This window comes from Pseudoalteromonas sp. 1181_04 (genome assembly GCF_052850545.1).
The window spans coordinates 59104-84168 of record NZ_VXCS01000022.1; the positions used below are offsets into that span (position 1 = coordinate 59104).

The 25065-nt window shown below is 39.3% G+C and carries 20 protein-coding genes and 1 pseudogene; 13 read left to right on the forward strand and 8 right to left on the reverse strand.

Annotation, left to right across the window (positions count from 1 at the left end; translation table 11 throughout):
- Window positions 1–202 precede the first annotated feature (202 nt).
- Window positions 203–631 (reverse strand): Lrp/AsnC family transcriptional regulator, encoded by a 429-nt coding sequence (locus tag FW757_RS17640; RefSeq protein ID WP_145235943.1) that lies wholly within the window; start codon window positions 629–631, stop codon window positions 203–205.
- Window positions 632–835: 204 nt separating this feature from the next.
- Between FW757_RS17640 and FW757_RS17645 the strand changes: the two genes are divergently transcribed.
- The 5 genes from FW757_RS17645 (at window position 836) to FW757_RS17665 (ending at window position 6378) form a co-directional block, all read left to right on the forward strand.
- Window positions 836–2041, forward strand: a complete 1206-nt coding sequence (locus FW757_RS17645) for an aspartate aminotransferase family protein (protein WP_149980154.1) — start codon at window positions 836–838, stop codon at window positions 2039–2041.
- A 44-nt stretch (window positions 2042–2085) separates the two neighbouring features.
- Window positions 2086–3120 (forward strand): arginine N-succinyltransferase, encoded by a 1035-nt coding sequence (gene astA / locus FW757_RS17650; RefSeq protein ID WP_149980153.1) that lies wholly within the window; start codon window positions 2086–2088, stop codon window positions 3118–3120.
- Between the two features lie 18 nt (window positions 3121–3138).
- Window positions 3139–4620 (forward strand): succinylglutamate-semialdehyde dehydrogenase, encoded by a 1482-nt coding sequence (gene astD, locus FW757_RS17655; protein WP_182718638.1) that lies wholly within the window; start codon window positions 3139–3141, stop codon window positions 4618–4620.
- 47 nt (window positions 4621–4667) lie between these two features.
- A complete protein-coding gene (locus FW757_RS17660; RefSeq protein ID WP_149980151.1) occupies window positions 4668–5471 on the forward strand; it encodes a DUF1338 domain-containing protein in 804 nt (267 codons plus the stop codon).
- A gap of 82 nt (window positions 5472–5553) precedes the next feature.
- Complete coding sequence (locus FW757_RS17665) at window positions 5554–6378, forward strand: transporter substrate-binding domain-containing protein (RefSeq protein ID WP_182784487.1); 825 nt, start codon at window positions 5554–5556, stop codon at window positions 6376–6378.
- A 76-nt stretch (window positions 6379–6454) separates the two neighbouring features.
- On the opposite strand, the pseudogene tnpA reads toward FW757_RS17665, so the two are convergent.
- Window positions 6455–6792: pseudogene (gene tnpA, locus FW757_RS17670) on the reverse strand (IS200/IS605 family transposase).
- A 552-nt stretch (window positions 6793–7344) separates the two neighbouring features.
- Between tnpA and FW757_RS17675 the strand changes: the two are divergent.
- Both FW757_RS17675 and FW757_RS17680 read left to right on the forward strand, forming a co-directional pair.
- Entirely contained in the window at window positions 7345–7584 is a 240-nt protein-coding gene (locus FW757_RS17675; RefSeq protein WP_259399680.1) for a hypothetical protein, read from the forward strand.
- Window positions 7585–8167: 583 nt separating this feature from the next.
- Window positions 8168–11125, forward strand: coding sequence for a TonB-dependent receptor (locus FW757_RS17680; protein WP_182784485.1), 2958 nt, complete (start codon window positions 8168–8170; stop codon window positions 11123–11125).
- A 471-nt stretch (window positions 11126–11596) separates the two neighbouring features.
- On the opposite strand, the gene FW757_RS17685 is transcribed toward FW757_RS17680, so the two are convergent.
- The gene (locus tag FW757_RS17685; RefSeq protein WP_145235968.1) at window positions 11597–12877 is read right to left on the reverse strand and encodes a flavohemoglobin expression-modulating QEGLA motif protein; all 1281 of its coding nucleotides are present in this window, start codon (window positions 12875–12877) and stop codon (window positions 11597–11599) included.
- 66 nt (window positions 12878–12943) lie between these two features.
- Window positions 12944–13843: a redoxin family protein gene (locus tag FW757_RS17690; protein WP_446441528.1), complete on the reverse strand. Its 900-nt coding sequence runs from the start codon at window positions 13841–13843 to the stop codon at window positions 12944–12946.
- Window positions 13844–14005: 162 nt separating this feature from the next.
- Between FW757_RS17690 and FW757_RS17695 the strand changes: the two genes are divergently transcribed.
- The 4 genes from FW757_RS17695 (at window position 14006) to FW757_RS17710 (ending at window position 16956) form a co-directional block, all read left to right on the forward strand.
- Window positions 14006–14263: a DUF3081 family protein gene (locus FW757_RS17695; protein ID WP_149980149.1), complete on the forward strand. Its 258-nt coding sequence runs from the start codon at window positions 14006–14008 to the stop codon at window positions 14261–14263.
- A gap of 2 nt (window positions 14264–14265) precedes the next feature.
- Window positions 14266–14568: a hypothetical protein gene (locus FW757_RS17700; RefSeq protein ID WP_182719554.1), complete on the forward strand. Its 303-nt coding sequence runs from the start codon at window positions 14266–14268 to the stop codon at window positions 14566–14568.
- 107 nt (window positions 14569–14675) lie between these two features.
- Window positions 14676–16274: an AbgT family transporter gene (locus FW757_RS17705; RefSeq protein ID WP_182740899.1), complete on the forward strand. Its 1599-nt coding sequence runs from the start codon at window positions 14676–14678 to the stop codon at window positions 16272–16274.
- A 142-nt stretch (window positions 16275–16416) separates the two neighbouring features.
- A complete protein-coding gene (locus FW757_RS17710; protein ID WP_182740898.1) occupies window positions 16417–16956 on the forward strand; it encodes a fused DSP-PTPase phosphatase/NAD kinase-like protein in 540 nt (179 codons plus the stop codon).
- Window positions 16957–17057: 101 nt separating this feature from the next.
- Here FW757_RS17710 and FW757_RS17715 read toward each other — a convergent pair whose 3' ends face one another.
- Both FW757_RS17715 and fdxA read right to left on the reverse strand, forming a co-directional pair.
- Window positions 17058–19289, reverse strand: coding sequence for a carbohydrate binding family 9 domain-containing protein (locus tag FW757_RS17715; protein WP_182768315.1), 2232 nt, complete (start codon window positions 19287–19289; stop codon window positions 17058–17060).
- Between the two features lie 134 nt (window positions 19290–19423).
- Window positions 19424–19747, reverse strand: coding sequence for a ferredoxin FdxA (fdxA, locus tag FW757_RS17720; protein WP_145235999.1), 324 nt, complete (start codon window positions 19745–19747; stop codon window positions 19424–19426).
- 165 nt (window positions 19748–19912) lie between these two features.
- On the opposite strand from fdxA, the gene FW757_RS17725 reads away from it, so the two are divergent.
- Window positions 19913–21523 (forward strand): NAD(P)/FAD-dependent oxidoreductase, encoded by a 1611-nt coding sequence (locus FW757_RS17725; protein ID WP_446441529.1) that lies wholly within the window; start codon window positions 19913–19915, stop codon window positions 21521–21523.
- Between the two features lie 72 nt (window positions 21524–21595).
- Here the strand turns inward: FW757_RS17725 and FW757_RS17730 are convergent, their stop codons facing one another.
- Window positions 21596–22897: a DEAD/DEAH box helicase gene (locus FW757_RS17730; RefSeq protein WP_145236005.1), complete on the reverse strand. Its 1302-nt coding sequence runs from the start codon at window positions 22895–22897 to the stop codon at window positions 21596–21598.
- 197 nt (window positions 22898–23094) lie between these two features.
- Entirely contained in the window at window positions 23095–24015 is a 921-nt protein-coding gene (gene dapA, locus FW757_RS17735; protein WP_182719557.1) for a 4-hydroxy-tetrahydrodipicolinate synthase, read from the reverse strand.
- Between the two features lie 170 nt (window positions 24016–24185).
- Between dapA and FW757_RS17740 the strand changes: the two genes are divergently transcribed.
- The gene (locus FW757_RS17740) at window positions 24186–24839 is read left to right on the forward strand and encodes a DUF6058 family natural product biosynthesis protein (protein WP_145236013.1); all 654 of its coding nucleotides are present in this window, start codon (window positions 24186–24188) and stop codon (window positions 24837–24839) included.
- Window positions 24840–25065: the final 226 nt, after the last annotated feature.

Consider the following 25065-nt stretch of genomic DNA (forward strand, 5'->3'; position numbering starts at 1 on the left):
AGAAAATATAAACCAAATAAAAACGCCAATAAAATTAGGGAGCATAATTACATTAACGAGTAAAAAACCCAGCGCTAGTCGTAAGTGTAGTGCGTAAATACTGTTTTGTTTAGTCGTAAAGATAGAAAATAATTTAACCTCAATACGCTACGCAGCAAAAAATAATATATATAAAGTATGACATTCTGTATTTGTGGTCAATTTAGCGTTTAAACTTTGTTTCTAAAATAACAGAGGAAGTCGTACGTTCAACCCCATCTAAGTTACCAATGTCATCGAGTAAATGGCTGAGTTTTTCTAAATTTTGTGCTTGTACAACGGCTATCAAATCAAACTCACCACTAATAGCATACAATTGTGAAATAGCATCAATCTGCTTGAGTTCAAGGTTAGTTTTAGTGGTTAGTTTTTGCTTTACCTTAATTGATACATGGGCCGATACCATGGCACTTAAGTACGCATCGCCATAGTCAACACTGTAGCCCTTTATCACCCCAGTTTCTTCTAGCTTTAACATCCTACTTTGTACAGTTGAGCGCGATAAGTTAAGTGCCCTGGCAAGATCAGAAATACTCGCTCTGGCATTCGTGCGAAGTATAGAAAGTAGCTTTTCGTCTTGTATAGTTATCATATTGATTATTAACCTCGTCATTTTGTGTTTTATTTTAATCATTTTTCACAAAATAGCACTGCAAATTTAAGCTTTGAACTCAGATAATAGCGGTAGTAAATAAGAAAAATCATTAAAGCACATTATTGCAGGGTAATAACGGCTTGATTAACCCATCAAATGCAATTTGTTTTTTTCATATTAAGCCAGAATTAGGTGTAACAAATGCAAGTAACAAGAGAATTATTCAACGACGTAATGGTCCCTAACTATAACCCATCAGAGGTTATTCCGGTGCGTGGCCAAGGTTCTCGTGTTTGGGATCAAAACGATAAAGAATATATTGACTTTGCTGGCGGTATTGCGGTCAACTGTTTAGGTCACTGTCACCCAGCCCTTGTTAATGCGTTAAAAGAGCAAAGCGAAAAAATCTGGCACTTATCCAATGTGATGACTAATGAGCCAGCACTTCGATTAGCTAAAAAAATCACCGACGCAACATTTGCAGACAAAGTTTACTTTGCAAACTCAGGCGCAGAAGCAAATGAAGCAGCGCTAAAACTCGCGCGTCGTTTCGCATTGGATGTACATGGTGCTGATAAAAGCCAAATAATCGCATTTAACAAAGGCTTTCATGGTCGTACCTTTTTTACCGTAACTGTGGGTGGCCAAACCGCATATTCTGACGGTTTTGGTCCTAAACCAGCCGCAATTGATCATTGTGACTACAATGATTTAGCAGCTTTTGAAGCACTGATCAGCGATAAAACCTGTGCCGTAATGATGGAACCTCTGCAAGGTGAAGGCGGCATTATCTCTGCAAATAATGAATTTATCAAAGGTGTGCGTGCTTTGTGTGATAAACACAATGCATTGCTTATTTTTGATGAAGTACAAACGGGTGTAGGCCGTACAGGCTCACTATACGCATACCAAGAATTAGGCGTGACACCAGATATTTTAACAACAGCAAAAGCGTTAGGTGGCGGTTTCCCTATTGGTGCGATGATCACCACGACTGATATTGCAGCACATCTTAAAGTGGGCACGCATGGTTCAACCTATGGCGGTAACCCGTTAGCGTGTGCAGTGGCAGAAGCGGCATTTGATACCGTGAATACCGAACAAGTGCTAAGCGGCGTTAAACAGCGTGAACAGCTTTTCCGTGATGGTTTTGCAGCGATCAACGCAAAATACGACGTATTTAGTGAAGTACGCGGTAAAGGTCTATTATTAGGCGCCGTACTAAACAGCAAGTTTGAAGGGCGCGCTCGCGACTTCTTGGTAGCAAGTACTCAACAAGGACTAATGAGCTTAGTTGCTGGTACTGATGTTATTCGTTTTACGCCTTCACTGGTGATCCCACTTGAGGACATTAAAGAAGGTCTAGCGCGCTTTGAAAAAGCCGTAGCAGACGTTGTAAACGGTTAACCTAATTTAACGCCCTGTTTAGGGCGTTAATGGAGCACTTTTAAATGCAAGTATTACGTCCTATAACCGCAAATGATTTTGACTCACTAAAACAAATAGCAATAGAGTCAGGCCATGGTTTTACATCATTACCTGTTGATGATGCCTTGTTGCTAGAGAAAATTGAACGAGCAGAAAGGAGCTTTGCAAAAAACATTAATAAGCCTCAAGACGAGGGCTACCTATTTGTATTAGAAGACAGTGAAACAGGTCAAGTAGTCGGCACTACCGCGATTGAAGCGGCGGTCGGTATGAACGTTCCTTTGTATCACTATCATTTAGGTAAAACGGTTCATCATTCTCGCACTCTTAACGTATATAACACCGTTGATATTCTCAGTATGTGTAATGATTACACCGGCTGCTCAGAGATATGCACACTGTTTTTACGTGAAGATAGCCGCAAAGGGCTAACAGGACGTTTCTTATCGCGTTCACGCTTTTTGTTTATGGCTCAACACAGTGAGCGTTTTGCCGATACCATCATTGCAGAAATGCGTGGCGTTAGTGACGAAAACGGCCATTCTCCATTTTGGCAATGGCTTGAAGAACATTTTTTCAGTATTGAATTCCCACTAGCCGATCATTTAGTCGGCTTAGGCGATAAAGTATTTATTAGTGAATTAATGCCCAAGTACCCTATTTACGCCAATCTGTTAAGCAAAAAAGCGCAAGCTGTAATTGGTAAAGTACACGAGCACACTAAACCTGCACTAAAATTGCTTGAAAAAGAAGGTTTTGAGCATCGAGGTTACGTTGATTTATTTGATGCTGGGCCAACAGTTGAAGCCAAACTTGGCAATATACGTAGCATCCGTGAATCTCAAGTATGCCCTATTACCATAGGTGAACTTGATCATATTAATCAACAAAGTTCCGACACCTTAGCTATTTGTAATCAAGGCGTGAATGACTTCAGAGCCACTTTCACAAAACATGCACATTATAATCATGCTAAACATACCTTGATTATTAGTAGTGAAGTTGCAAAAGCACTTAAATTAAAACAAGGAGATGCAGCGCGGTTTTTCCGTCTGTAAACCTCTGTAGGAGTTTCTATGAGCGTTAATACGCACAACAGCCAACTAATCAATAACCAATGGCAAACTGGCTTAGGTCATGATTTCAGTTCAATAAACCCAAGTAACGGTGATATTGTTTGGCAAGGTAAAGCGGCAAGTAAAGAACAAGTAGACGCAGCGATTAAATCAGCTCGTCAGGCACACATTACATGGGCAAATACCCCAATTACAGAGCGTATTGCGGTTCTTGAGCGTTTTGTCAGCCAGCTAAAAGAAAATAGCGAAGAGTTTGCGACTATCATTGCCCGCGAAACAGGTAAACCACTATGGGAAACACGCACCGAAGTGGGTGCTATGACAGGCAAAGTGGCGATCTCAATAAAAGCTCATAATGAACGAACAGGCACTACTGAAAATCCAATGCCCGGCGCTAAAGCTTTTATTCGTCATAAGCCGCATGGCGTAGTGGCTATTTTTGGCCCTTATAATTTCCCAGGCCACCTCCCTAATGGTCATATTGTGCCGGCAATTTTAGCGGGTAATACCGTCGTTTTTAAACCATCAGAGCTAACCCCTCTTGTTGCTCAATACACACTTGAGTTATGGTTAAAAGCAGGCCTGCCAGCTGGGGTGATCAACCTTGTTCAGGGTGAAGTTGACACCGGTATTGCACTTGCTAGTCACCAAGATACCGATGGCTTGTTTTTTACTGGCAGCTCAAACACAGGTCATTTATTACATAAGCAGTTTGCTGGACATCCAGGTAAAATTTTAGCGCTAGAAATGGGGGGAAATAACCCGCTCATAATTAAAGATGTGGCTGACGTAAATGCTGCCGTGCATGACATTATCCAATCCGGCTTTATAACTTCTGGTCAGCGCTGTACGTGCGCCCGTCGGGTATTTATTGCAAATACAGCTAATGGTAATGCTATTTTAGAAAAGCTGATCACCGCAACTAAAAGTATTAAAGTTGCAGACAGCTTTAGCGAAGAACAACCTTTCATGGGGGCTATGATCAGCGAAAAAGCCGCGCTTGGGATGGTCGCCGCTCAGCAACAATTGATTGATATGGGAGCTGAACCTTTAGTTGAACTAAAACACTTAAAACCAGGCACCGGTTTTGTAAGCCCTGGTATTATCGATGTAACAAATGTGGCCAGCATCGCAGATGAAGAACACTTTGGCCCATTAATTAAAATTTATCGCTATAGCGACTTTGACAGTGCAATTGTGGAAGCGAACAATACCTCATTTGGTTTATCGGCTGGGCTTTTAAGTGACTCAAGTGAAGATTATGAGCACTTCTTAAAGCACATTCGCGCCGGTATTGTTAACTGGAATCGCCCAATTACCGGTGCATCAAGTGCCGCGCCATTTGGTGGTATTGGTGCCAGTGGTAACCACAGAGCGAGCGCCTATTACGCCGCAGATTACTGCTCATACCCAGTAGCCTCTGTTGAAGCACCAAGCGTTAGTTTACCAAGTACCCTTGCGCCGGGCTTAATTATTGAATAATCAGTCTGCAGCTTAACGGCTGCAGAAATTAAATTAAGGAATTAAAAATGCACACAGATGTAAATGCCCTTTTTGACAACTTATGGCAAAACTACCTAGCGGTAACACCGTCAGCTGTAAAAGTTCATGAGCTACTAGGCTCGACACAACAAGATGATGTGATCAACGACCATATTGCACTACGCACTTTCAATCATGAAAAAATTGGTCTGGAAAAGTTAGCCGCCCATTTCTTAGCCGTCGGTTATAAAGAATGTGGTGAATATCATTTTGAAGCTAAAAAATTGTATGCTAAACATTATGAGCATAGCGATCCAAAGCAACCAAAAGTATTTATTTCTGAATTACTTGTAGAGCAATGTTCTGAGCAACTGCAAGCCATCGTTAATGAGCTGGTTGCCAGCATAGATGCAGATGCCGTAACCGCAGAAAACTTCTTATACTCAGGCACCCATTGGCAAGTAAGCTCTGAAACTTATAAACAGTTACTGGCTGAAAGCGAATATGCAGCGTGGATGTCAGCATGGGGTTACCGTGCTAATCATTTCACCGTGAACATTAATGAACTTGCCAAATTTGATAAAATTGAAGACGTTAACCAAGCGCTTAAAGATGCCGGTTTTGCCCTTAATATTTCAGGCGGGGAAGTAAAAGGCTCACCTGAGGTATTACTTGAGCAATCATCAACCCTTGCCGATGACTTTGCCGTAGAGTTTAGTGACACGACGATGAGCGTACCTAGTTGTTTTTATGAGTTTGCCCTGCGTTATGCGAAACCTGATGGTGAACTATATACCGGTTTCGTTGCTGCATCGGCCGATAAAATTTTTGAAAGCACCAATGCACGTTAATTATATAAAGCCCGCAAGGGCTTTTTTTAAAAGACAAAATTAAAGTTTCTTGTTATTTTAATAATAACAAAAAGGAACTTGTATGAAAATTCTGCTACTCATTTTCTGTGCTTTTATGCTGCCGAGCCTTGCCTATGCAAAGCAAGCTGTTACCCTTTTGTCTTATGAGTATTTTCTCACTGCAGAAGAGAAATCAATTGCTGATGAGCGCTACCTTGCTGCTTTTACACAAGCACTCAGTCATAAATTTAAAGTAGAGCAATACACAACTAACGTTGCTCGCCTGCTAAAGCAGCTCTCTGGTCAAACCGATGTGTGTAGTTTTAATATATTGAAAACACCTCAGCGCAAAAAACAATTTATTTTCTCTGCTATGCCCTCTTCCATGTTCTTGCAACGCAGAGTATTTGGACTGAAAGACACACTCAAAGATTTGCCTGAACAAGTTTCAATATCAAAGTTACTCGCAAATAAACACACCTTTGCCATACTTACATCTACTAGTTATCAAGAACTTGATAGTATACTGACAATGTACCAACATCAAATTGTGCCCATAATTGGTTCGGGTGATTTTTCCCGGTTAGCAAAACTACTCCTACATAAGCGTGTTGATATGATCATTGACTATGACGTGAGTGTTAAACACTTTTTAACTCCGCAGCAATATGCTGAACTAGATAGTCGTGAGATCATAGAATACCCAGAGTTTAATAGCGGCTACTTTGCCTGTAGCAGAACCCAAGTTGGCGCTGAAATGATTGAGCAAATAGATACACTTATGCAAAGTGCTAAAATGCACCAGCCCATAAAGCAATATCACTATGCTAATTTTGCTCCTGAAATCGCTGAACGAATTATGACTATTTATAAAACCTACTATAAACCAGATATTTATAAAGATTAATTTTACTTGTCGAAAACAAAGCAAAAAACACTTTCAACTCAATGATTATTAAAGAATCGACCGCAAGCGACTACGTTTATATGAGCCCTAACTGAGCGCCGTGCTTTTCTTTACTATCTAATTCGATTAGCTGGTTTTGCACATACGCTCTGATCGTACCTTCGTTTGCATTTCCTATCATTTCTTCAAAATAACTCTGAGTCCACAACTTACCACAAAAAAGTATCGCCTCTTTATGTCTGAATAAAGTCGAAAGAATTCTCTCGCCGAAATACTCTTTACTACCTGCATTATTTTACTAGGTGACATTTTCGGCTCACTTAGAACTACCATATGAATATGATCTTATGGTATTTCTAACTCAATTATATCAATATCATATTCGTAACCAATCTTTTGAATAATTGCTTTCATCTCTGATTTATAAGGTTCTGAGAACACTTTATATCGATATTTTGATATTTTGATATCCACACAAAATGGGACATTATCCTAAAAACGTGATGCGTATTTCTTTGAAGTTCCATGTTTTCGATAGTACAGACTGGGACAAGCCCCCCGAGATTTTCGCTACGCTCTGTTAAAATAAAAAATCTTATTTACTTTTTTGATATTTCTATTTTAGAAAGTAAACACTGCTTTTATTATCATGGCGCGTCATGAATGGTTCTTCACTGTGAAGCTGTACGTCAACAGTAAAGTGCTCTTAGCTGCGCATTACCTTACATTTTGCACTTCATCATACGCGGCTGTTTTTGCGTCCTACTGGAAGAAGGTCTAGCTTTGACTTAGCAACAAGCTGTGAAGTTGATTTTGTTGTCAGCCAAGGTGGAACAAGTGAGTATACTATTCATACCCTCCAATTAAGCGTGATGCGGATATTCGTGATGCACTTGAGCTTTAATTAATGATGCGCTTGTACAGCTACGAGAAACGGGACGTGCAATTGTAGAGCCAGAAGCTTTGATGGTTGCCAGCTGCGTAACCAGCGCTCTATCAGTAATGGATCAAGCTATTCGTAAGATCAAACATTGGTACTACTTAGATATCGGCATTTATGATTCATTCAGCGGTTTAATGTTAGATAAAGCAGCTTATCCAATAAACTCAATAAAAAAACACAGAGAGCTTATTGAATCTGTATTAGTAGGTCCAACCCTAAACAGCATTGATGTTGTGAGTGAAGCTATTGTGCTACCAAAATAATAGTGATCTGATCATCAGTCATATGATGGGCGCATATTCTCTAGCAACGGCAGCTGAGTTTAACTTCTTCAAACGTGCAAAAGTTGTAATATTAAATGCACAAGTTCACAGCCAAGTACTGACTAGTTAATTGGCAAGCTATTATTTCTTTGGTCATAAATAAATTAGCTTGGATCTATACATCGAAAGCCGCAGTTGCATATAACTGCGAATTTTATACCTCAAATATACAGCCATTAATAGCAACATTCCAATTAACAAAACAATAACGTCAATTTCTTAACTAGAATATTGATTTTGACGATTAAAAAAACACCTTTCTTATTAAACTTATTTATTAAAAACAAAGCCATACAAAGTTATAACTTTGCTACTTAGCAATTTACCTGACACTATAATTACTCACCAGACATGATTATTATTTAACAAACAACAGCAATAAACATTCTACAAAACAAAAAAACACCAATAGATTCACACTTAAAAATCATAAAAACTAAATATTTACTTTATTAACATTTGTGCTATTTTAATTAATGACATGTAATGTAAATTCTAATAAAAATATTTAGGGAAAATATAAATGAAGAAATTCAACAAAAAATTACTAGCGGCAACCGTCGCTGCAGCTGTTAGTATTTCAAGTAATGTATATGCTGCTGATACAGGTGGTTTAAAAATAAGAGTGACTGATAAACAGGGGCAGCCTATAGCAGGCGCAACTGTATCTGCGAAATCTCCTGAAAGTTTAATTGGAAAGCAAGCTGTTTCAGATAGTAATGGTTATGTATCATTACGAGGCTTAGACCCGTCAAGTCAATATATAATTGACATTACAGGTGCATCTATCCAGCCTTTTGAAGCAAAAAATGTTCGCGTTATTACTGATAAAAACTTAAATTTAAACTACGCTGTTGATGCTGCTAATGGTAACAGCGACATTGAAAAAATAGTTGTTTCAGGTCGTTCAGTTACTGCTATCGATACAACGTCGTCATCTACAGGTCTAGATGTAACGCTAGATATGACAGAATCACTCCCAACAGGCAGGAACTTTCAAAGCTACTTACAGTTAGTCCCTGGCGTTAAACCTTCAACAAATGGTAATCCATCATCTAAATCGGGTGTGAACTATGTTGATATAGGCGGTGAAGCAGGTAGTTCATCTGATAACGTTTATTATATTGATGGCGTAAATGTTACTGATAATGCGGACGGTACAGCTGGCGGCAATATAAATTCAGAAATTATTCAAGAGCAGCAAGTTTTAACTGGCGGTATTGAAGCTAAATATGCTGGCGGAGCTGGCTTAGTATCTCGTGTTATAACTAAATCGGGCGGTAACGAATTTCATGGTTCAATAAACTACTACTTCCAAAATGATAGCCTTGTTGGTGATTATGACAATGAATCAAAAAGTAAAAATAAGTTTTCGACCTATGATACTGCTATCACGCTTGGCGGCCCAATTATTAAAGATAAACTATGGTTTTTCGCATCTTACCAGCTAAAAAACCGCGAAGACGATATAACGAATACAGAAACGGGTGAGTTTAGCCATACTGTAGAAGATGATACAGATTTAGGATTTGGTAAAATAACTTGGCAAGCGACAGACAGAGACCGCCTTGTTTTTACTTACTTCAATGACCCAAGAGATTTATCAGGATCACGTTCAACAACAACCGTATATAACCGCCAAAGAACACAAAAAACGGGTGGTGACAATTATAAAATAGACTACTCTCATTCATGGGATGACTTTATTATTAATGCTGGGTATATGGAGCACGAAGCGGAGTTTTCTACTGTCGCTTTAGATAAATCAACACGCAGTGATATTGCTTTTTTAAGTACCTCACCTTCACAGTCACAAACAGATATTGGTGGTTTAGGTGCCGATACAATTCGTGAGCGAAATAAAAAAGCTGCTTACATAGATTTTACGTATTACTTAGACACTGACTTTGGTGATCATACTTTTGAGGCTGGTTATTCTGTAGAGACTAATGAGAATATTTCTAATAGTGTCTACAATGGTGGACCTCAATATAATTCAATAGCAGCATCAGACAGTGGCGTAACATTTGAAACATATGCGACGGGCCAATGGACGGGTGAGAAAGGATTAGCAGCGGCTGATTATACTCGTGTAGCACAAGCTTTGAATGATAGTGGTAACTTACATGGCGCAGACCTAAATAATGATGGTGTTATTAGCGATGATGAAGTAAAAGCCATTGTTTTTGACAGTACTGCAAATAACCCTACAGGTGATGTAAATGCATACCAAATAGAGCAAGTTCAGCAAGCTACTTCAAAATTAGAAACCAAAGGCAAAATGGCTTTCTTACAAGACACTTTTACAATTGATAACGTAACGATAAAAGCAGGCTTAAGAGCTGAGAAATGGGATCATATTGCATCAACAGGGGAAACTATCTTTACTTTTGATTGGGAAGTTGCGCCTCGCTTAAGTGTTATTTACGATATTTTTGGTGATGGTGACTCCAAAGTGTGGGCATTTGGTGGGCGTTACTACGATCCTCTTCGTACTGATATGACTTCATTTGCTGGTAACCTAACAGGATCTGTATTAGAGGAAAGAGTTTATGTTAATGATGATTGGGTAACGTTTAGAACGCGCGGAGGTGCAAAACAGCAAGATGCATTTTTCTCGCCAAGTACAAAAACCCCTTATACTGATGAGTATTTAATTGGTTATTCTACTAACTTAACAGACAGTACAAACATATCAGTAACATATACCAAGCGCACTACCAAAGATATTATGGAAGATTATGACTTGAGTATTTATTCTGAAGATGGCTACATGGCTGGTACAAGTCTTGAATTGCCACTTTCTTATTTTGGTTACGATGAGAATCCAGGTTCAAACTACGTTATTGGTACACTAGCAGGTGCTAAACGAGATTATGAAGGTATTGAGGTCACATTTAAAAAACTACGCGCTGATAACTGGTTTATGTTAGCGTCTTATACTCATAATGATGCTAAAGGTAACTCTAACTCAGATGGTAATGCTGATTTCCAAGGTGACTGGGAAATTCTAGATCCAAGAGCACCGAACATGTACGGTAAGCAACCTGGTAATGTAGAGCATCAATTTAAGATATTAGGTACGTACTATTTCGATAATAATTTTGAAGTCGGTGCTGTTTATAATTGGAACTCAGGTACCCGCTACAGTAAAGCACAACTGATTTCAGGCCGTTATTTACCACTACAAGTTGATGAGGCCTATGAATTTGGCGGTTATGAAACTAATTGGGTGGCTGATAACTCTGTAGGTAGTGAGGTTACTCCATCATACGGAACATTGGATATCCGAGTTAAATATACTCATGACTTTGATCAATATAAAGCCGAGTTTTTCTTAGATATTTTCAACATTCTGGATGACCAAGCCACTACAGTAGAGCAAGGATTAGCGAGCGGTGATGGTAACTTTGCATTTGGTGAAGCAACTGATTGGGTAGAACCGCGCCGTTTTTATCTAGGTGCACGCCTTTCATTCTAATGTGTTAATTTAAAATTATTAGCAATACTAAATACCCTTTTTCAATCAGATAAAGGGTATTTTATTTTATTTCAACTCAAATACCTATTGCGAAATACTTATAGATAAACTGATTAGATAAACCCCATACTCCCAAGACTTTCACACTATCATTTACCAAGTACAATAAAGTGGATTGAGTTAAATAACGGGTGTCAATAAACCACATAATAAGATGACACGTAGTTACATGATACATTTGAGCACTTGCTACAGTACTGTGTAAAAATATAAATAGCTGTAGGTTGAACTTTTTTCACACCTAAAGCCCCACTTATCAACAATTGAATAGTTATCATGCTCCACATGTATTGTGTAAAATAAATTCGAGCGGATAGTGAGATAATTATTGATATAAAAGTTACTTTTATCCCCCTTTTCAGAGGGTAATTCAAGAAAGCATTTTTTAAAATGGTCTTTTACTTATATAAATCAAATAAATAGTGGTTTATAGTCGTTTTCTAACTGTTCAAATGACAAATCACCAATAAAACGGCCAAAACTAAGCCACGTTGCTAAACCGCGTAAATCTTTAAAATGTGGCGGAACAAACTTAGGGTCTTCAATTACACCTAAATCATGTAATTGCGATATTAGTCTAAAGTCATCAATCGAGATTTTACCCACTAACAGCAAAGGTAATTGATCGATGCGGCCAAGTTGTATCGCAACCCGAATTAAATTGTAAACCAATACAAACCCTTTGATATAAGCGATATCTTTAGTAAATGGCAAGCCTGTTGCGGTACTGCCACGAAATACTCGCTGGGCCAATGTATAGCTCTCATCTTTACTCAAGCCTTGAGCAACATAATCACGATATATATCAACAAACTCAGCCCCATCAATTACCTTGGTCACCGCTTGAATACGATTTACTAACTTCGCTAAACGACGAGGGGTTGATTTAAGGGTGATGATTTCGGTTAGTACCGCCAGCCCTTCTTGTGTCACTGTTGAACTTGGCGTGCCTTTACTTAAACAGGTTAAGTATGGCTGAGCTAAACCATTTTGGGTTGTACCGACGTGGATCCAGCCCTCATGTACTTCTAAAATATCAAGCTCACGTTGAGAAAACTTTACGTCTTGATTTAGCTTAATATTATTAGCACCAGCAGCTGCATCACTGACGATCCCATCACTAATAACCACTTCAACATCGATACCTGGCATGCTTAAACGTACTTGTTCAGCAAGAATTCGAACGGCTTCATCAGCATCTATATTTTTAGGATCATCTGGTAAAATATCGGCCGCCAATAGATTTTTGAGCGGTAACTCAAGCATATTTGCAAGCTCTGATAACGATGGCTCACCGGCATGAAATAAATCTTTTGGATGACCAAACAACTCTACAGATAAATCATGAAATTCAGCAGTGCCACGGTATTCAAGCATACTCAATACTGTTTTGTACTCGCTGCACATTTTACTCATATATTGAGCGATAGGATTGAGTTGCCCAAGCTGGCTAATGATATTACGGTTTAGATCAGAAAATGCTTGGCGTAGCTCGCTAGGTACAAAACCTAGATCCCGTTGCTGATAATAGGCTTTATCAACCAGTGGATTTTTTTGACATTTTTGTCTAAAAAACTCTTCTTTTATGCTTTTATCCCAATTTATCGCATCTAAGATACGAATAGGGGTTTGTAGGGCGATTAATCGATCTGATAACTCGCGAGTTTTAAGTAATAACGCCTTATCTATCATGCTCTAAGCTCACTGATGAATGAGCCTAGAGGATAGGCTAGATTTGCTCATTTTCAAAGCAAATTATTACTTACTTTGCAAATTTACAGGGCTAGAAAAATCGCTGATACGATTGACCATGAGTCCATTTTTATAAATGACCAAGGTAGGCACACTACTGATTTTATTATCAATAAATAAATCATTACCGTGATCAATGTACACCGGATGTATGACTTTAAATTTTTCGATATATTCATCAACAGCTGCTTGATCTGTCCATAATTGGCTAACCCTAGCTTCAGTATCAATTCCCTGATTGGTTAATAGATTGATTTGCTTTTGAGCTGCGGCACAGTTTGTTGCCATCTTCGGGCGAGTATCAGCTAAATACCAATCACACCACGTTGCCGTATATAATATTGCCTTTAAGCCATGCTCTGGAATAACTAAAGCAGTCGCAGCTTGCTTATTACCTTCATCTAACAAGTGGGCCTTTGCCACCATGCCGTCATGTGATAATAATCGCAGTGTATTATCAAGTGCTTTATCTGCTTCATGGCCTTGAAAAATCACTTTGCCCGTTTTATCGAGTAATACATGAAAAGGAGTGCCTATAAATTGATAATGCTGAGCAACTTTTGCGGTATGATCACTCATGATAGGCATGGTTAAATTAAACTGTTTTTTAACAGCTGCAACAGCAGTAGGATCATCATTTAGATCAATGTTAATCGCTATTGTATCAATTGTATCTCCATACTGTTCATAGGCCTGCTGAAAGTGTGGCATTTGCTCCATACAAGGCTTACACCACGTTGCCCAAAATTTTAAATACACAGGCTTTTTGCCAACGATTTTATTCAGCTCGAACAGTTCGCCCTGTTGGTTTTTTAAAACCAAATTTGACTCATTTGCTAACAAATGTTGACTGCTTGAAAAGTACAAAAAGACCCACAACAGCGTAATATATTTAGACTTCATCATTGTTATCCCTAAAATAAATACACCTTAGCATGGTCGCTTTCTTAGCTGATTGTAATTTTGCGACATCGGTGAACTTTTCGATCATTTATCATTACATGGTATAAACTAAATAGAGTTAGGTTTCGTATCAATTTAATTATCAAAGCAACATTTGGAGTAGTGATGAAAAATGACATCGAAGGAAAACAAATATTAGCTGTCTATGAGCAGATCATCCAACATGGTGAGATAAATAATGAAGGAAAACACTATAAAGGATTAACCGCATTTTCAGATATTGATGGTTATACCATTTACCTTAAAGGCAGTGGCGTGTTGCTTCGATTTGGTTTTCATAACACCTATCATCTCGATTATGAACATGAAAAGCATAAAGATGACTTCCTTAAAAAGCTGGAAAATATAATCAATGAGGTGTAATTGTGTATAACAGCAAACCGCGCATTCGCCCAGCTAATAAGCACAACCAACATACAGATTTTATAGCCAAGGTTGTGCAACAATTACGCGACGATGAAAGTAAGCTTGCCATAATTAAAGGTAATCTCGAGGAGTATCGGCAACAACGGTTCCTAAAGCGAGGATTTTTAACTGCAATTGAACGATTCGACTGGGTGTTTGAAGCTTCTGATGATATTGAAGATATTTGCCAGCAAATCTTAGCGGATGACTATATTGGCCAGCGATTACGTCGCTATCCGTTACTATTCAAAGGAATTCTATAGCCTAATTAACAGTTTATCGTACCCATCTGGTAAACCACCGTTTATTAATGATAATCATGCTTAAAAATGATAGATTGCGGAAATTTTTCAATTTTAAGAGCCTTGCTATGTCAAAAGCCGTCGACACTGCCGACTCATCGAGTGAAGAAAAACAATCGGGATTATTTAACCGATTTTTAGCCTCGGTTGAGTTTTTGGGGAATATGTTACCCCACCCAATCACCTTGTTTGCCCTATTTTGTGTGGCCATTATTGTTTTCAGTGGTATTGCTGATTGGTTTGGATTAAGTGCAATTGATCCTCGCCCAATTGGCTCCGCCGGTCGTGAACCTGACGGCGTTATCGAAGTTGTGAGTCTATTAAGTGCTGAAGGCTTACAACGTATCGTCACCGGTCTTGTTACTAATTTTACCAGTTTTGCCCCTTTAGGAACTGTGCTTGTTGCACTATTAGGTGTCAGCGTTGCCGAACATTCAGGGCTATTATCTGCTGCAATGCGTGGCATGGTAATGGGGGCATCTAAACGCTTAGTTACCTTTATGGTGGTATTTGCCGCTATATTATCTAATACCGCATCTGAACTTGGTTATGTTGTATTAATTCCTTTAGCCGCAATGATCTTCCATAGTTTAGGCCGTCATCCATTAGCGGGCTTAGCCGCAGCTTTTGCCGGTGTATCGGGCGGTTACAGTGCTAATTTATTGTTAGGTACGATTGATCCATTGCTTGCAGGTATTACGACTCCGGCAGCACAAATGATTGATCCAACTTACCAAGTTGGCGCTGAAGCAAACTGGTATTTTATGATGATTTCAGTTTTACTGATTGCCGTATTAGGCACCTTCGTGACTGAAAAAATCGTTGAACCCCGCCTTGGAAAATACAACCCCGATGAAGCCAGTGCTGATCTGGCGCAAAATAATATAGAAGGCTTAACAGCTAAAGAAAAATCAGGCTTAAAATGGGCTGGATTTTCTTTATTGTTAGTATCGCTACTACTTGCTTGGACAATCGTGCCTGCAGATGGCATTTTGCGCCATCCTGAAACAGGTTTATTTGCCCACTCGCCTTTTTCTAAAGGGATTGTGGTATTTATTTTTATTACCTTTGGTATACCCGGTTTCGTTTATGGCCGTGTAGTAGGCACCATGAAAAATGATAAAGACGTGATCAACGCGATGAGCAAAAGTATGAGCTCAATGGGCATGTACATTGTATTAGTATTTTTTGCCGCGCAGTTTGTTGCCTTCTTTAAATGGACTAACTTAGGGACTATTTTAGCCATAAATGGCGCTGCTATGTTACAAGCCCTCAATCTGACTGGTCCTGAAGTATTTGTGTTATTTATATTAATGTGTGCATTAGTTAATCTAAGCTTAGGTTCTTCATCTGCACAATGGGCAATCACTGCGCCTATCTTTGTACCTATGCTCATGTTAATTGGCTATGCGCCAGAGACCATTCAGGCGGCTTATCGAATTGGTGATTCTGTCACCAACTTGATCACCCCAATGATGAGTTACTTTGGCTTGATACTCGCCGTTGCCACTAAATATAAAAAAGACATGGGAATAGGCACTTTAGTCGCCACCATGCTGCCTTATAGTATGATTTTCTTTGTCGGTTGGGTTGCTCTGTTTTATTTGTGGGTGTTTGTATTTGGTCTGCCAGTAGGGCCTGGCTCACCAATTTATTACACACCTTAATAACCGATAAATAATGCCAGCTGTTGCTGGCATTATTATTAAGTGACTCTAACGTGTTTGAAAAACTAAACTATCTGCTTTAATAATAGTAACTACTTATACAATTGTCACATTATTAGCAACTTCAACGAGATCTAACATCATGAAAATAGTATTTTTTATTATCACTTTAGCATGTTCTTTGATCAGCATAACAAGTTATGCGCAGCCACTCCCATCAGTAAATATAAGGTCCGTTGCATTAACTAATTATGCGCACCCGCAACAACACATCTATACTGCAGGACAACCTTCTAAAGAGCAATTTCAGCAGCTTGCAAAGCAAGGTATAAAGTATGTGATTAATTTACGCGGGGATGGGGAAAATAATTGGGATGAACAGGCTTTAGTGACCAATTTAGGACTGCAATACTTTTCACTGCCCATTTCATCAAGAGCCGATATCAATATCGAAAATGCAAAAAAACTGCAGCAATTATTAGCGCAAGCATCTGAGAGCCCAACATTACTGCATTGTGCAAGTGGTAACCGAGTTGGGGCACTGATTGCACTTTATAACGCAATAGAGCTTAACCAACCAATTGAAAAAGCGATTGAGACCGGTAAACAGTGGGGATTGAAAAGTCTTGAACCTGTGGTAAGAGACGCCATAGCAGCAACCTATGCAATAAAAGAGCATTAAAATAACACATTAGATGTATTGAAATATTCAACTATGACTTTAAATAGATCTAACAACAAAAAGCCCTTAGTTAAATACTAAGGGCTTTTTTTAAATGTAATTTAAAGCTGCCATGCATAACTTAATTTAGTAAAGAAAGTACGTTGATCGCGTTCTATACTTTTTAATGAGTCATCTTGATAGCCTTTATCTGAATAACCCAAGTAAAATAATGTTTGTGCATTAATTTTATATGAGTAAACAAGCTGACTGCCATAATCTCGGTTGATGTGATTTACAGCAAAGTAATAAGCATTTTGATTTCGGTCGATATCTTCAAACTGTAAAATCAGTTTCAGCATCGAGCGCATATTAAATTTATAATAAATTCGTAAATCGGTTAGATTCGCTGTAAATACATTTTCACCTTGTGGGTTATCTAAACGGCTATAACTGTGTTCAAGCTGTAGTTGCCAATGATCATTGATGTCCCAGGTAAGTTCTGGCTCTAGAGTAAATAAATCACCTAACTGCTCATTACTGTAATCTATTTTACTACCAAACTCACTATAGAGCGTAATACGTAAATCTTTGCTTGGGTTAAAACCACCATAAATAAAGCCGATATTTTGATTATAAAAATCATCTTTATAGCTCTCATTACGATGGATCAAACCAAACTCTAAGGATGACTGTAATTGGCCTTTTAAAAAAATATACCCTTCGTACTCTTCTTCAAGCAAGCTACCATCTTGCGCCCAGGTTTTGTCCCAATCAACATTATAAGAATATTCGGTTATCATCTCACTTGCGTCTAAGTACCAAGTTTGCCCGCCGCCTAGTAACGCTTTTTTATAATCCACTTTTTCTTGATAGCCAACATCGGTACGATAATCCTCACCAATATCTTCGTAACTGGCAAGTAGCTTATAATCCCTTTTCTCGCGAGAAAACTCGAGCTTATAAGCTTGATCAGATTGGTTTTTCTCCAAGCCATAGTTATCAGTTAAAAAGGCGGAGTTTTTAGTATCAGAGGTAGCAACTTGATACAACACACTATCTGTTTGATTAAACCAATAACTACCATCTACAGACAGTACGGTATTGTGATAGTCATTCGCTTCACGGTGGGTACTCATCACTCCTATAGTGCCCTGCTCGCCAATGTCGTATTGATACCGGCCAACCGCTGACTTTGATTTTTCAGCTAAATTAGCAAAGCCAGAACCTTGGTTAGTCGGTAAAAAAAGACTGGTATTTTCATCATCGGCATACATAAAGGCATAACTATGTGCATCTGTTTTACCGGTTATTTTGGCGCCAATTTCAGGCTCGGCAATTGTACGAGTATATAAAAGCTCAAATAAACTGCTTTTGAAATACGATGCACCATCTAAAAAGAACGGGCGTTTCTCAGCATAATAAATAGAGTATGTAGTATTGACATCCAACTCTAAACTATCGGTCTCTACTTGCGAGAAATCGGGATTAATGGTGGCATTAATAACCGCATCTTGGCTGATACCCCAACGTAAATCGAGTCCAGCTTCAGTCTCAATATCACCATTTTTCCAGTCCCTCGGTACAGCCTCTTTGGCATCATTGCGAAGAGCGGTCAAGGTCGGTGTTAATTGAATATTTTTGCTCGGTTCCATGGCATTAAAGCCTGTTATTTTATCAAACTGGCAAAAACTGCATTTCACGTCGCGATCAAAACCTACATTGGATAATTGATATAAAACATCTCGAGGATAATTACGCCACAGCGCAACCCCCCAAGTCATATCGGCTTTATTTTTAGGAAAACGCAATGCAGTGAACGGAATGCGCATCTCTACGGTATAACCTTGGTTAGTTATTTGCCCCGCACTGTCCCAAATCGCATCCCACGATGGGTCTTCAGTCCAGCCATCGGTATCGGTCATGCGCATATCACCTTGTGCACCGAGTGGGTTTACGTAAAACTCATAACCTGTTCGCTCATCGTTGAAGGTATCAATCATCAATGCGACATTATCATCCGACCATAATGTATCGCGATCTCGAAGTGCTGCACGTATTTGACTGGCATCATTATCATAAGCAACAAAACCAAGATATAAATAGTTGCCATCTTCATAGATATAAGCGTCTGTTTTTACAGGTGGTGTGCCTTTTTCATTGGGTTCATTTTGATAGCGTAAAGGGATTAAAGTGGCTTGTTGCCAGTGCGGTTCGCTCAACTGCCCATCAAGATCAATACCTTGCTCAATGTGCGCTAAACTAAATTGTTGTTGCTCAGCGTGTGCAAACGTACTACATAAAGCGAAAGCTAAAATCCAGACAGGTAACGTTATTAATTTTATATACTGCATAAACATCCATTTAATACTCAGTTACTCGGATGAGTAAGTTAAGTAGCAATTGTAATTCACGCAGGTACATTTGTTAATATTTTGATTGCAAAAATGTTATTTTAATTAACTAACCAAGGCAAAAAGCTGAGATTTTAGGTCTCAATTAACTTTAATTTATCGGCCACACCATTCCAGGTATCGGCATCTTCAGGGGCTGGTTTTACATCAGTGATACGCGGCCAAATAAGGGCAAGTTCGGCATTCAGTTCGGTGAATTCTTGTTGCGAATCAGGTAATTCATCTTCTTGATAAATTGCTTCAGCGGGGCATTCTGGAACACATAAACCACAATCAATACAATCAATCGGACTGATCGCCAAGAAATTAGGGCCTTCATAAAACGCATCAGCTGGACACACTGCTACACAGTCAGTGTATTTACACTTTATACAGTTTTCAGTGACTACAAATGCCATTTTAACGTTTGCCTAACATATCTTAATACAGCTGGAGATCATACCCAACCACAGCCAAAATACAATAAATAATCGCTGCCATCGAGGCTTAAATTAACGTAAAATAGTCCGCTATTGTGAGCAACTCGCGTCAGCGATTGCTAAGACACCTAACAGAGACTAAATATGATACGTTTAACAGAAATTAAGCTGCCACTTGATCATGGCGAAGATGCCATAAAGCAAGCAATTATAACTAAACTTGGCATTGATAACAGCCAACTCCATAGCTTTAATGTCTTTAAACGTGGTTACGATGCCCGCAAAAAAACCGCCATTTTACTTATTTATACCCTCGACATTGAGGTTGATAATGAAGCGCAATTATTAATTCAGTTTGCTAAAGACCAACATGTAAAACCAGCCCCTGACACCAGCTATAAATTTGTTGCTCAAGCACCAGCAACAATTCAAGAACGTCCTGTGGTAATAGGCTTTGGCCCTTGTGGACTGTTTGCTGGTTTAATACTGGCGCAAATGGGGTTTAAACCCATTATTTTAGAACGTGGTAAAGAAGTACGTGAACGTACCAAAGACACTTTCGTTTTTTGGCGAAAACGTACTCTAAATACCGAGTCAAACGTGCAATTTGGTGAAGGCGGCGCAGGAACATTCTCTGACGGAAAACTTTACAGCCAAGTTAAAGATCCAAAGCATTATGGTCGTAAAGTGATCACTGAATTTGTAGCTGCGGGCGCACCAGAAGAAATTATGTATGTCAGCAAACCGCATATTGGTACTTTTAAGCTGGTTACGATGATTGAAAAAATGCGTGCAAGTATTGAAGCGCTCGGCGGTGAAATTCGTTTTAGCACCCGCGTTGATGACATCCTACTTGATGATGGCCAAGTAACAGGACTGAAATTATCCTCCGGTGAACAACTTGATACCCGTCATGTTGTGCTTGCGGTAGGTCACAGCGCACGTGATACATTTAAAATGGTATACGATAAAGGGATTTACGTTGAAGCAAAACCGTTTTCAGTTGGTTTTAGAATTGAGCACAAACAATCTATGATCGATGAATGCCGTTTTGGTGATAATGCTGGTAACCCGATCCTTGGCTCTGCAGATTACAAACTGGTTCACCATTGTCACAGTGGCCGTACTGTTTACAGTTTTTGTATGTGCCCAGGCGGTACTGTGGTCGCAGCAACCTCGGAAGAAGGTCGCGTGGTAACAAATGGCATGAGTCAGTATTCTCGCAGCGAACGCAACGCTAACAGTGCCATTGTTGTGGGAATTTCTCCTGAAGAAGATTTCCCAGGTCATCCATTAGCCGGTATTGATCTGCAGCGAAAACTAGAAGAGCAAGCCTTTGAACTAGGTGGTAGTAATTACGATGCACCGGCACAGTTAATTGGCGACTTCTTGAAAGGTAAAGATTCAAGTGACTTAGGCGATGTAAAGCCTTCATACACACCAGGTATCAAACTCACTGATCTAGCAAATGTGTTACCTAAATATGCAATTGATGCCATTCGTGAAGCAATTCCTGCATTTAATAAGCAAATTCGTGGTTTTTCATCGAACGATGGTTTATTAACCGGCGTTGAAACCCGTACCTCATCACCAATTTGCATTAAACGAGATAAAAGCATGCAAAGTATCAATACCCAAGGCCTATACCCTGCCGGTGAAGGTGCGGGTTATGCAGGTGGTATTCTTTCCGCAGGCATTGACGGTATAAAGGCCGCTGAAGCATTAGCGTTATCTATGCTTGAGAAAAATAGCTAAGTAGTTTTTCACTGTTCACAAAAAAGCCTCATTTATTGAGGCTTTTTTGTGTTAATGACTTAACTTATACCATTATTTCTTTAACGAAAGTTTGGCACCTTTGAGGGTTTTACGTACGTTTGAGATACGTGAACGGTTTTTAGCTCGCGCTTCACCAGTTGCTTGACCTGATGGTTTATTTGAATGGCTACGACGCAAATGCGATGGTTTTTTGCCAATTTTATCAATCAGTACTTCACGGTTACTTACTTCATAACCCGGCAAGTATTCACGCTGAATTTTTTGACCGATTAAGGTTTCAATTTCAAACAACATATTTTCTTCTTCGCGGCTAACAAATGAGATTGCTTGACCTTGTTTACCGGCACGACCTGTACGACCAATACGGTGTACGTAATCTTCAGCAAGCCATGGTAAGTCAATATTAATTACACGTGGTAGGTCATCAATATCAATCCCGCGAGCGGCAACTTCTGTAGCCACAAGCACACGTACTTTACCCGCTTTGAAATCACTTAATGCACGACGACGGTTACCTTGGGTTTTATCACCATGGCACACAGCAGCCGGGATACCATCTAAGTTTAATTCTTTAACTAGCTCATCAGCCGTTTCTTTCATGTTGACGAACACTAACACTTGCTGCCAGTTTTTCTTACCGATCAATTCAGAAAGCAACTCTTGTTTACGGCGCTCTTCAACTGGATAAACCACGTGATGAACGGTTGCAGCAGTGCTGTTGGTTTGATCAACACGGACAATTTCAGCTTGCTTGAGTACTTTGCTAGCAAACTGTTTAATTGCCGCTGGGAATGTTGCAGAGAACAACAAAATTTGGCGATCTTCAGCACAGCCATTGATCACTGTTTGCATATCACCAATAAAGCCCATATCAAGCATACGGTCAGCTTCATCGAGCACAAGATGTTGTACGTCAGCAAGGCTTAGATTACCTAAACGAATATGATCCAGTAAACGACCCGGTGTTGCGACTACGATATCGACACCCGCTTTTAAGCCATTAGCTTGACCTACCGTACTAACACCGCCAAATAAACTCACAGTTTTAAGCTTGGTGTACTTTGCAAAATCAGTAAAATTATTGGCAATTTGCTCTGCAAGCTCACGGGTTGGTGCTAGCACTAAGGCACGTGGCGCATTAGTTTTTGTGTATTCAACTTCAGATAATTTTTGAATAATTGGTAAAGCAAAAGCAGCTGTCTTACCGGTGCCTGTTTGGGCACTGGCTAAAACATCTTTGCCTTTACGTACTGCTGGAATAGCATTACGTTGAATGGGCGTAAGGGTGTGATAGTTAAGTTCATCTAACGCCTGAAGAAGTTCAGGGGCAAAACTAAAAGATTTAAAATTCATGCTGTATAACCTGCGGCCACATTATCAAGGGTCGCAAATTATACAGCAATTTAAGGCAAACAGTTAGTTTTTAAATATATAAACCAACTAGAATTACCTTTTCTCTTCTACAGCCATTTTTGTGTTTGACCTTTTCAAAGCATACTTTGCTAAGCAATAACAACAATGGTTGGCGATCTTTTAAAGCCCAAACTAAATTATGGCAGAATAATTGTATTTTCTAAATTTAATGGTGTGGCTTTAGAGCCACCTACAACAGCAACATCATCAAGTTGATTGATCAACGTAACCCCTTGCACTTGCTGCTGCTCATTTAATGGCACATAAGGTAATCTAAATACAGGCTTGACTGCACCTGTCATCATCAATGCAGTATTAATTGCAATTGGATTTGGCTCACAGAACAACCAACTGATCAAAGGTTGTAATGACGCGTTCAGCGCGTCGCTTTTGCTGTCCATTAATTGACGATACAAGCCAGGAATTAAATTAGAGGTTACCGAGATCACGCCATGCGCTTTATAAGTATGGCGAGCATCATGTGCTTCATCGTCATTACCAGACCAACAGGCAATACCTTGTTGCTCATAGTGATTAATGCGCTCATTACCACCGCACTCTTTTACGCCAATAAAGTTTTCATGTTGTGCCAACGGCTCAATAATGTCAGGGGTTAAATCTTGTCCTGTACGCCCTGCTACGTTGTAAATAAATGCCGGACCAATTGCCAGCACTCGTTTGAAGTGTTCAATCACACCGGCAATCGATGTGCGGCCATAATAAGGGTTAATTTGTAGCGCTGCGTCCATACCGCTGGCAAAGCCATACTCAGTCGCTTTAACGGCTTCGCGGGTATTGTTACTGCCAGTGTTACCAACAATCACCAACTTATCTGCATACTTATTAACGCTGTGCGCAATCAGCATTAAATGCTCTTCCCAGTTCATTAACTGGCCTTCACCTGTGGTTCCACCGACCACAATACCATCAACACCGGCGGCGATCTGCTGTTCAACTAAATAATCATAGGTGGCTAAGTCAATTTCACCACTGGCTAAATAAGGCGTTTTAATTGCTGTGATGAGGCTTGCTTGTTTAATTTGTTCTAGGGTGCGCATAAAAAATTAATCTTAAAAAAACTTGCCGTAGTTGTAACATAAAAGCAGGCGTTTTCCGAGTGTTGCATAACTAATTAATTAAATTACTTGTGTTGTAGAGGTGCTTAGTCCAAAATAAACAACTGTATAAATGAACAGTATATTTATTTTCTAACCTTGAGTGCACTTTTATGCGTTTATCACGATTTTTAGCAACCCATTTTTATCACAGCGAAGAGCTTTGTCATGCCTTAGCAATCGATGAAGATACTCTTGCAATTTGGCAACAAAACGGGTTATTTCCAAAACCCAGTTACTGTATTAAAAATCAGCTTAGTTGTAGCTCTTACTCTGGTTTATATGAATGCGAAGAATACGACGACTTCTATCCAAGAGGATGCGTTAACTGGGGACAAGGCTTAGCCAAGCAAAAAATTGATTCATCCAGTCAAGCCTTCAACTACTTTGCACAGCAATACAGTGCAAGTTTAACGAAGTTAGCTCAACAAGGGTTTGAATTTAACGAAGAGCTATTTGGTTGTGAATTAGAAGAGCACCTACAACAAGTATGGCAACAATTTTTATGCAGTAAATACGGTGTGCTAACTCAAAATGGCTTAATTGAAGAAATCGCCGCCGTTGATATTGGTCGCTTAGTTGTAGATGATATAACCGAATTACGCACAAAGCCAAACCTCACACAAGCAGAGCGAAGCAAATTACACCCTGCTTTAAAACTATTAAATCGCGCGCTTAGTCATGGTGCCGAACACGAAAAACAACATACCCTTCGTGCCCGTTATATTGATGCACTGGTGCTTAAATATGATTTATCGGTTAAGTGAAGAAAAAAAGTTTTAGGTTTTAGGTTTTAGGTTTTAGGTTTTAGGTTTTAGGTTTTAGGTTTTAGGTTTTAGGTTTTAGGTTTTAGGTTTTAGGAAAAACAATAGTGCCACATCACAGTTTTGCATAAATGTAACCGCAATATGATGATTTTTAAGAGTAGTGTAACCAAACTTACTGAATGAGTACTTTGAGCGCGATGAAGATGGCCACTCTAGCGCATTTCTG

Coding starts and splice junctions, on each gene's coding strand:
- FW757_RS17695 (WP_149980149.1), top strand. CDS start 14,006: ATGAAAAATGACATCGAAGGAAAACAAATATTAGCTGTCTATGAGCAG.
- FW757_RS17690 (WP_446441528.1), bottom strand. CDS start 13,843: ATGATGAAGTCTAAATATATTACGCTGTTGTGGGTCTTTTTGTACTTT.
- FW757_RS17685 (WP_145235968.1), bottom strand. CDS start 12,877: ATGATAGATAAGGCGTTATTACTTAAAACTCGCGAGTTATCAGATCGA.
- FW757_RS17705 (WP_182740899.1), top strand. CDS start 14,676: ATGTCAAAAGCCGTCGACACTGCCGACTCATCGAGTGAAGAAAAACAA.
- FW757_RS17740 (WP_145236013.1), top strand. CDS start 24,186: ATGCGTTTATCACGATTTTTAGCAACCCATTTTTATCACAGCGAAGAG.
- FW757_RS17675 (WP_259399680.1), top strand. CDS start 7,345: ATGGTTGCCAGCTGCGTAACCAGCGCTCTATCAGTAATGGATCAAGCT.
- FW757_RS17660 (WP_149980151.1), top strand. CDS start 4,668: ATGCACACAGATGTAAATGCCCTTTTTGACAACTTATGGCAAAACTAC.
- FW757_RS17680 (WP_182784485.1), top strand. CDS start 8,168: ATGAAGAAATTCAACAAAAAATTACTAGCGGCAACCGTCGCTGCAGCT.
- FW757_RS17730 (WP_145236005.1), bottom strand. CDS start 22,897: ATGAATTTTAAATCTTTTAGTTTTGCCCCTGAACTTCTTCAGGCGTTA.
- astD (WP_182718638.1), top strand. CDS start 3,139: ATGAGCGTTAATACGCACAACAGCCAACTAATCAATAACCAATGGCAA.
- fdxA (WP_145235999.1), bottom strand. CDS start 19,747: ATGGCATTTGTAGTCACTGAAAACTGTATAAAGTGTAAATACACTGAC.
- dapA (WP_182719557.1), bottom strand. CDS start 24,015: ATGCGCACCCTAGAACAAATTAAACAAGCAAGCCTCATCACAGCAATT.
- FW757_RS17710 (WP_182740898.1), top strand. CDS start 16,417: ATGAAAATAGTATTTTTTATTATCACTTTAGCATGTTCTTTGATCAGC.
- FW757_RS17640 (WP_145235943.1), bottom strand. CDS start 631: ATGATAACTATACAAGACGAAAAGCTACTTTCTATACTTCGCACGAAT.
- FW757_RS17645 (WP_149980154.1), top strand. CDS start 836: ATGCAAGTAACAAGAGAATTATTCAACGACGTAATGGTCCCTAACTAT.
- FW757_RS17665 (WP_182784487.1), top strand. CDS start 5,554: ATGAAAATTCTGCTACTCATTTTCTGTGCTTTTATGCTGCCGAGCCTT.
- FW757_RS17725 (WP_446441529.1), top strand. CDS start 19,913: ATGATACGTTTAACAGAAATTAAGCTGCCACTTGATCATGGCGAAGAT.
- FW757_RS17715 (WP_182768315.1), bottom strand. CDS start 19,289: ATGCAGTATATAAAATTAATAACGTTACCTGTCTGGATTTTAGCTTTC.
- astA (WP_149980153.1), top strand. CDS start 2,086: ATGCAAGTATTACGTCCTATAACCGCAAATGATTTTGACTCACTAAAA.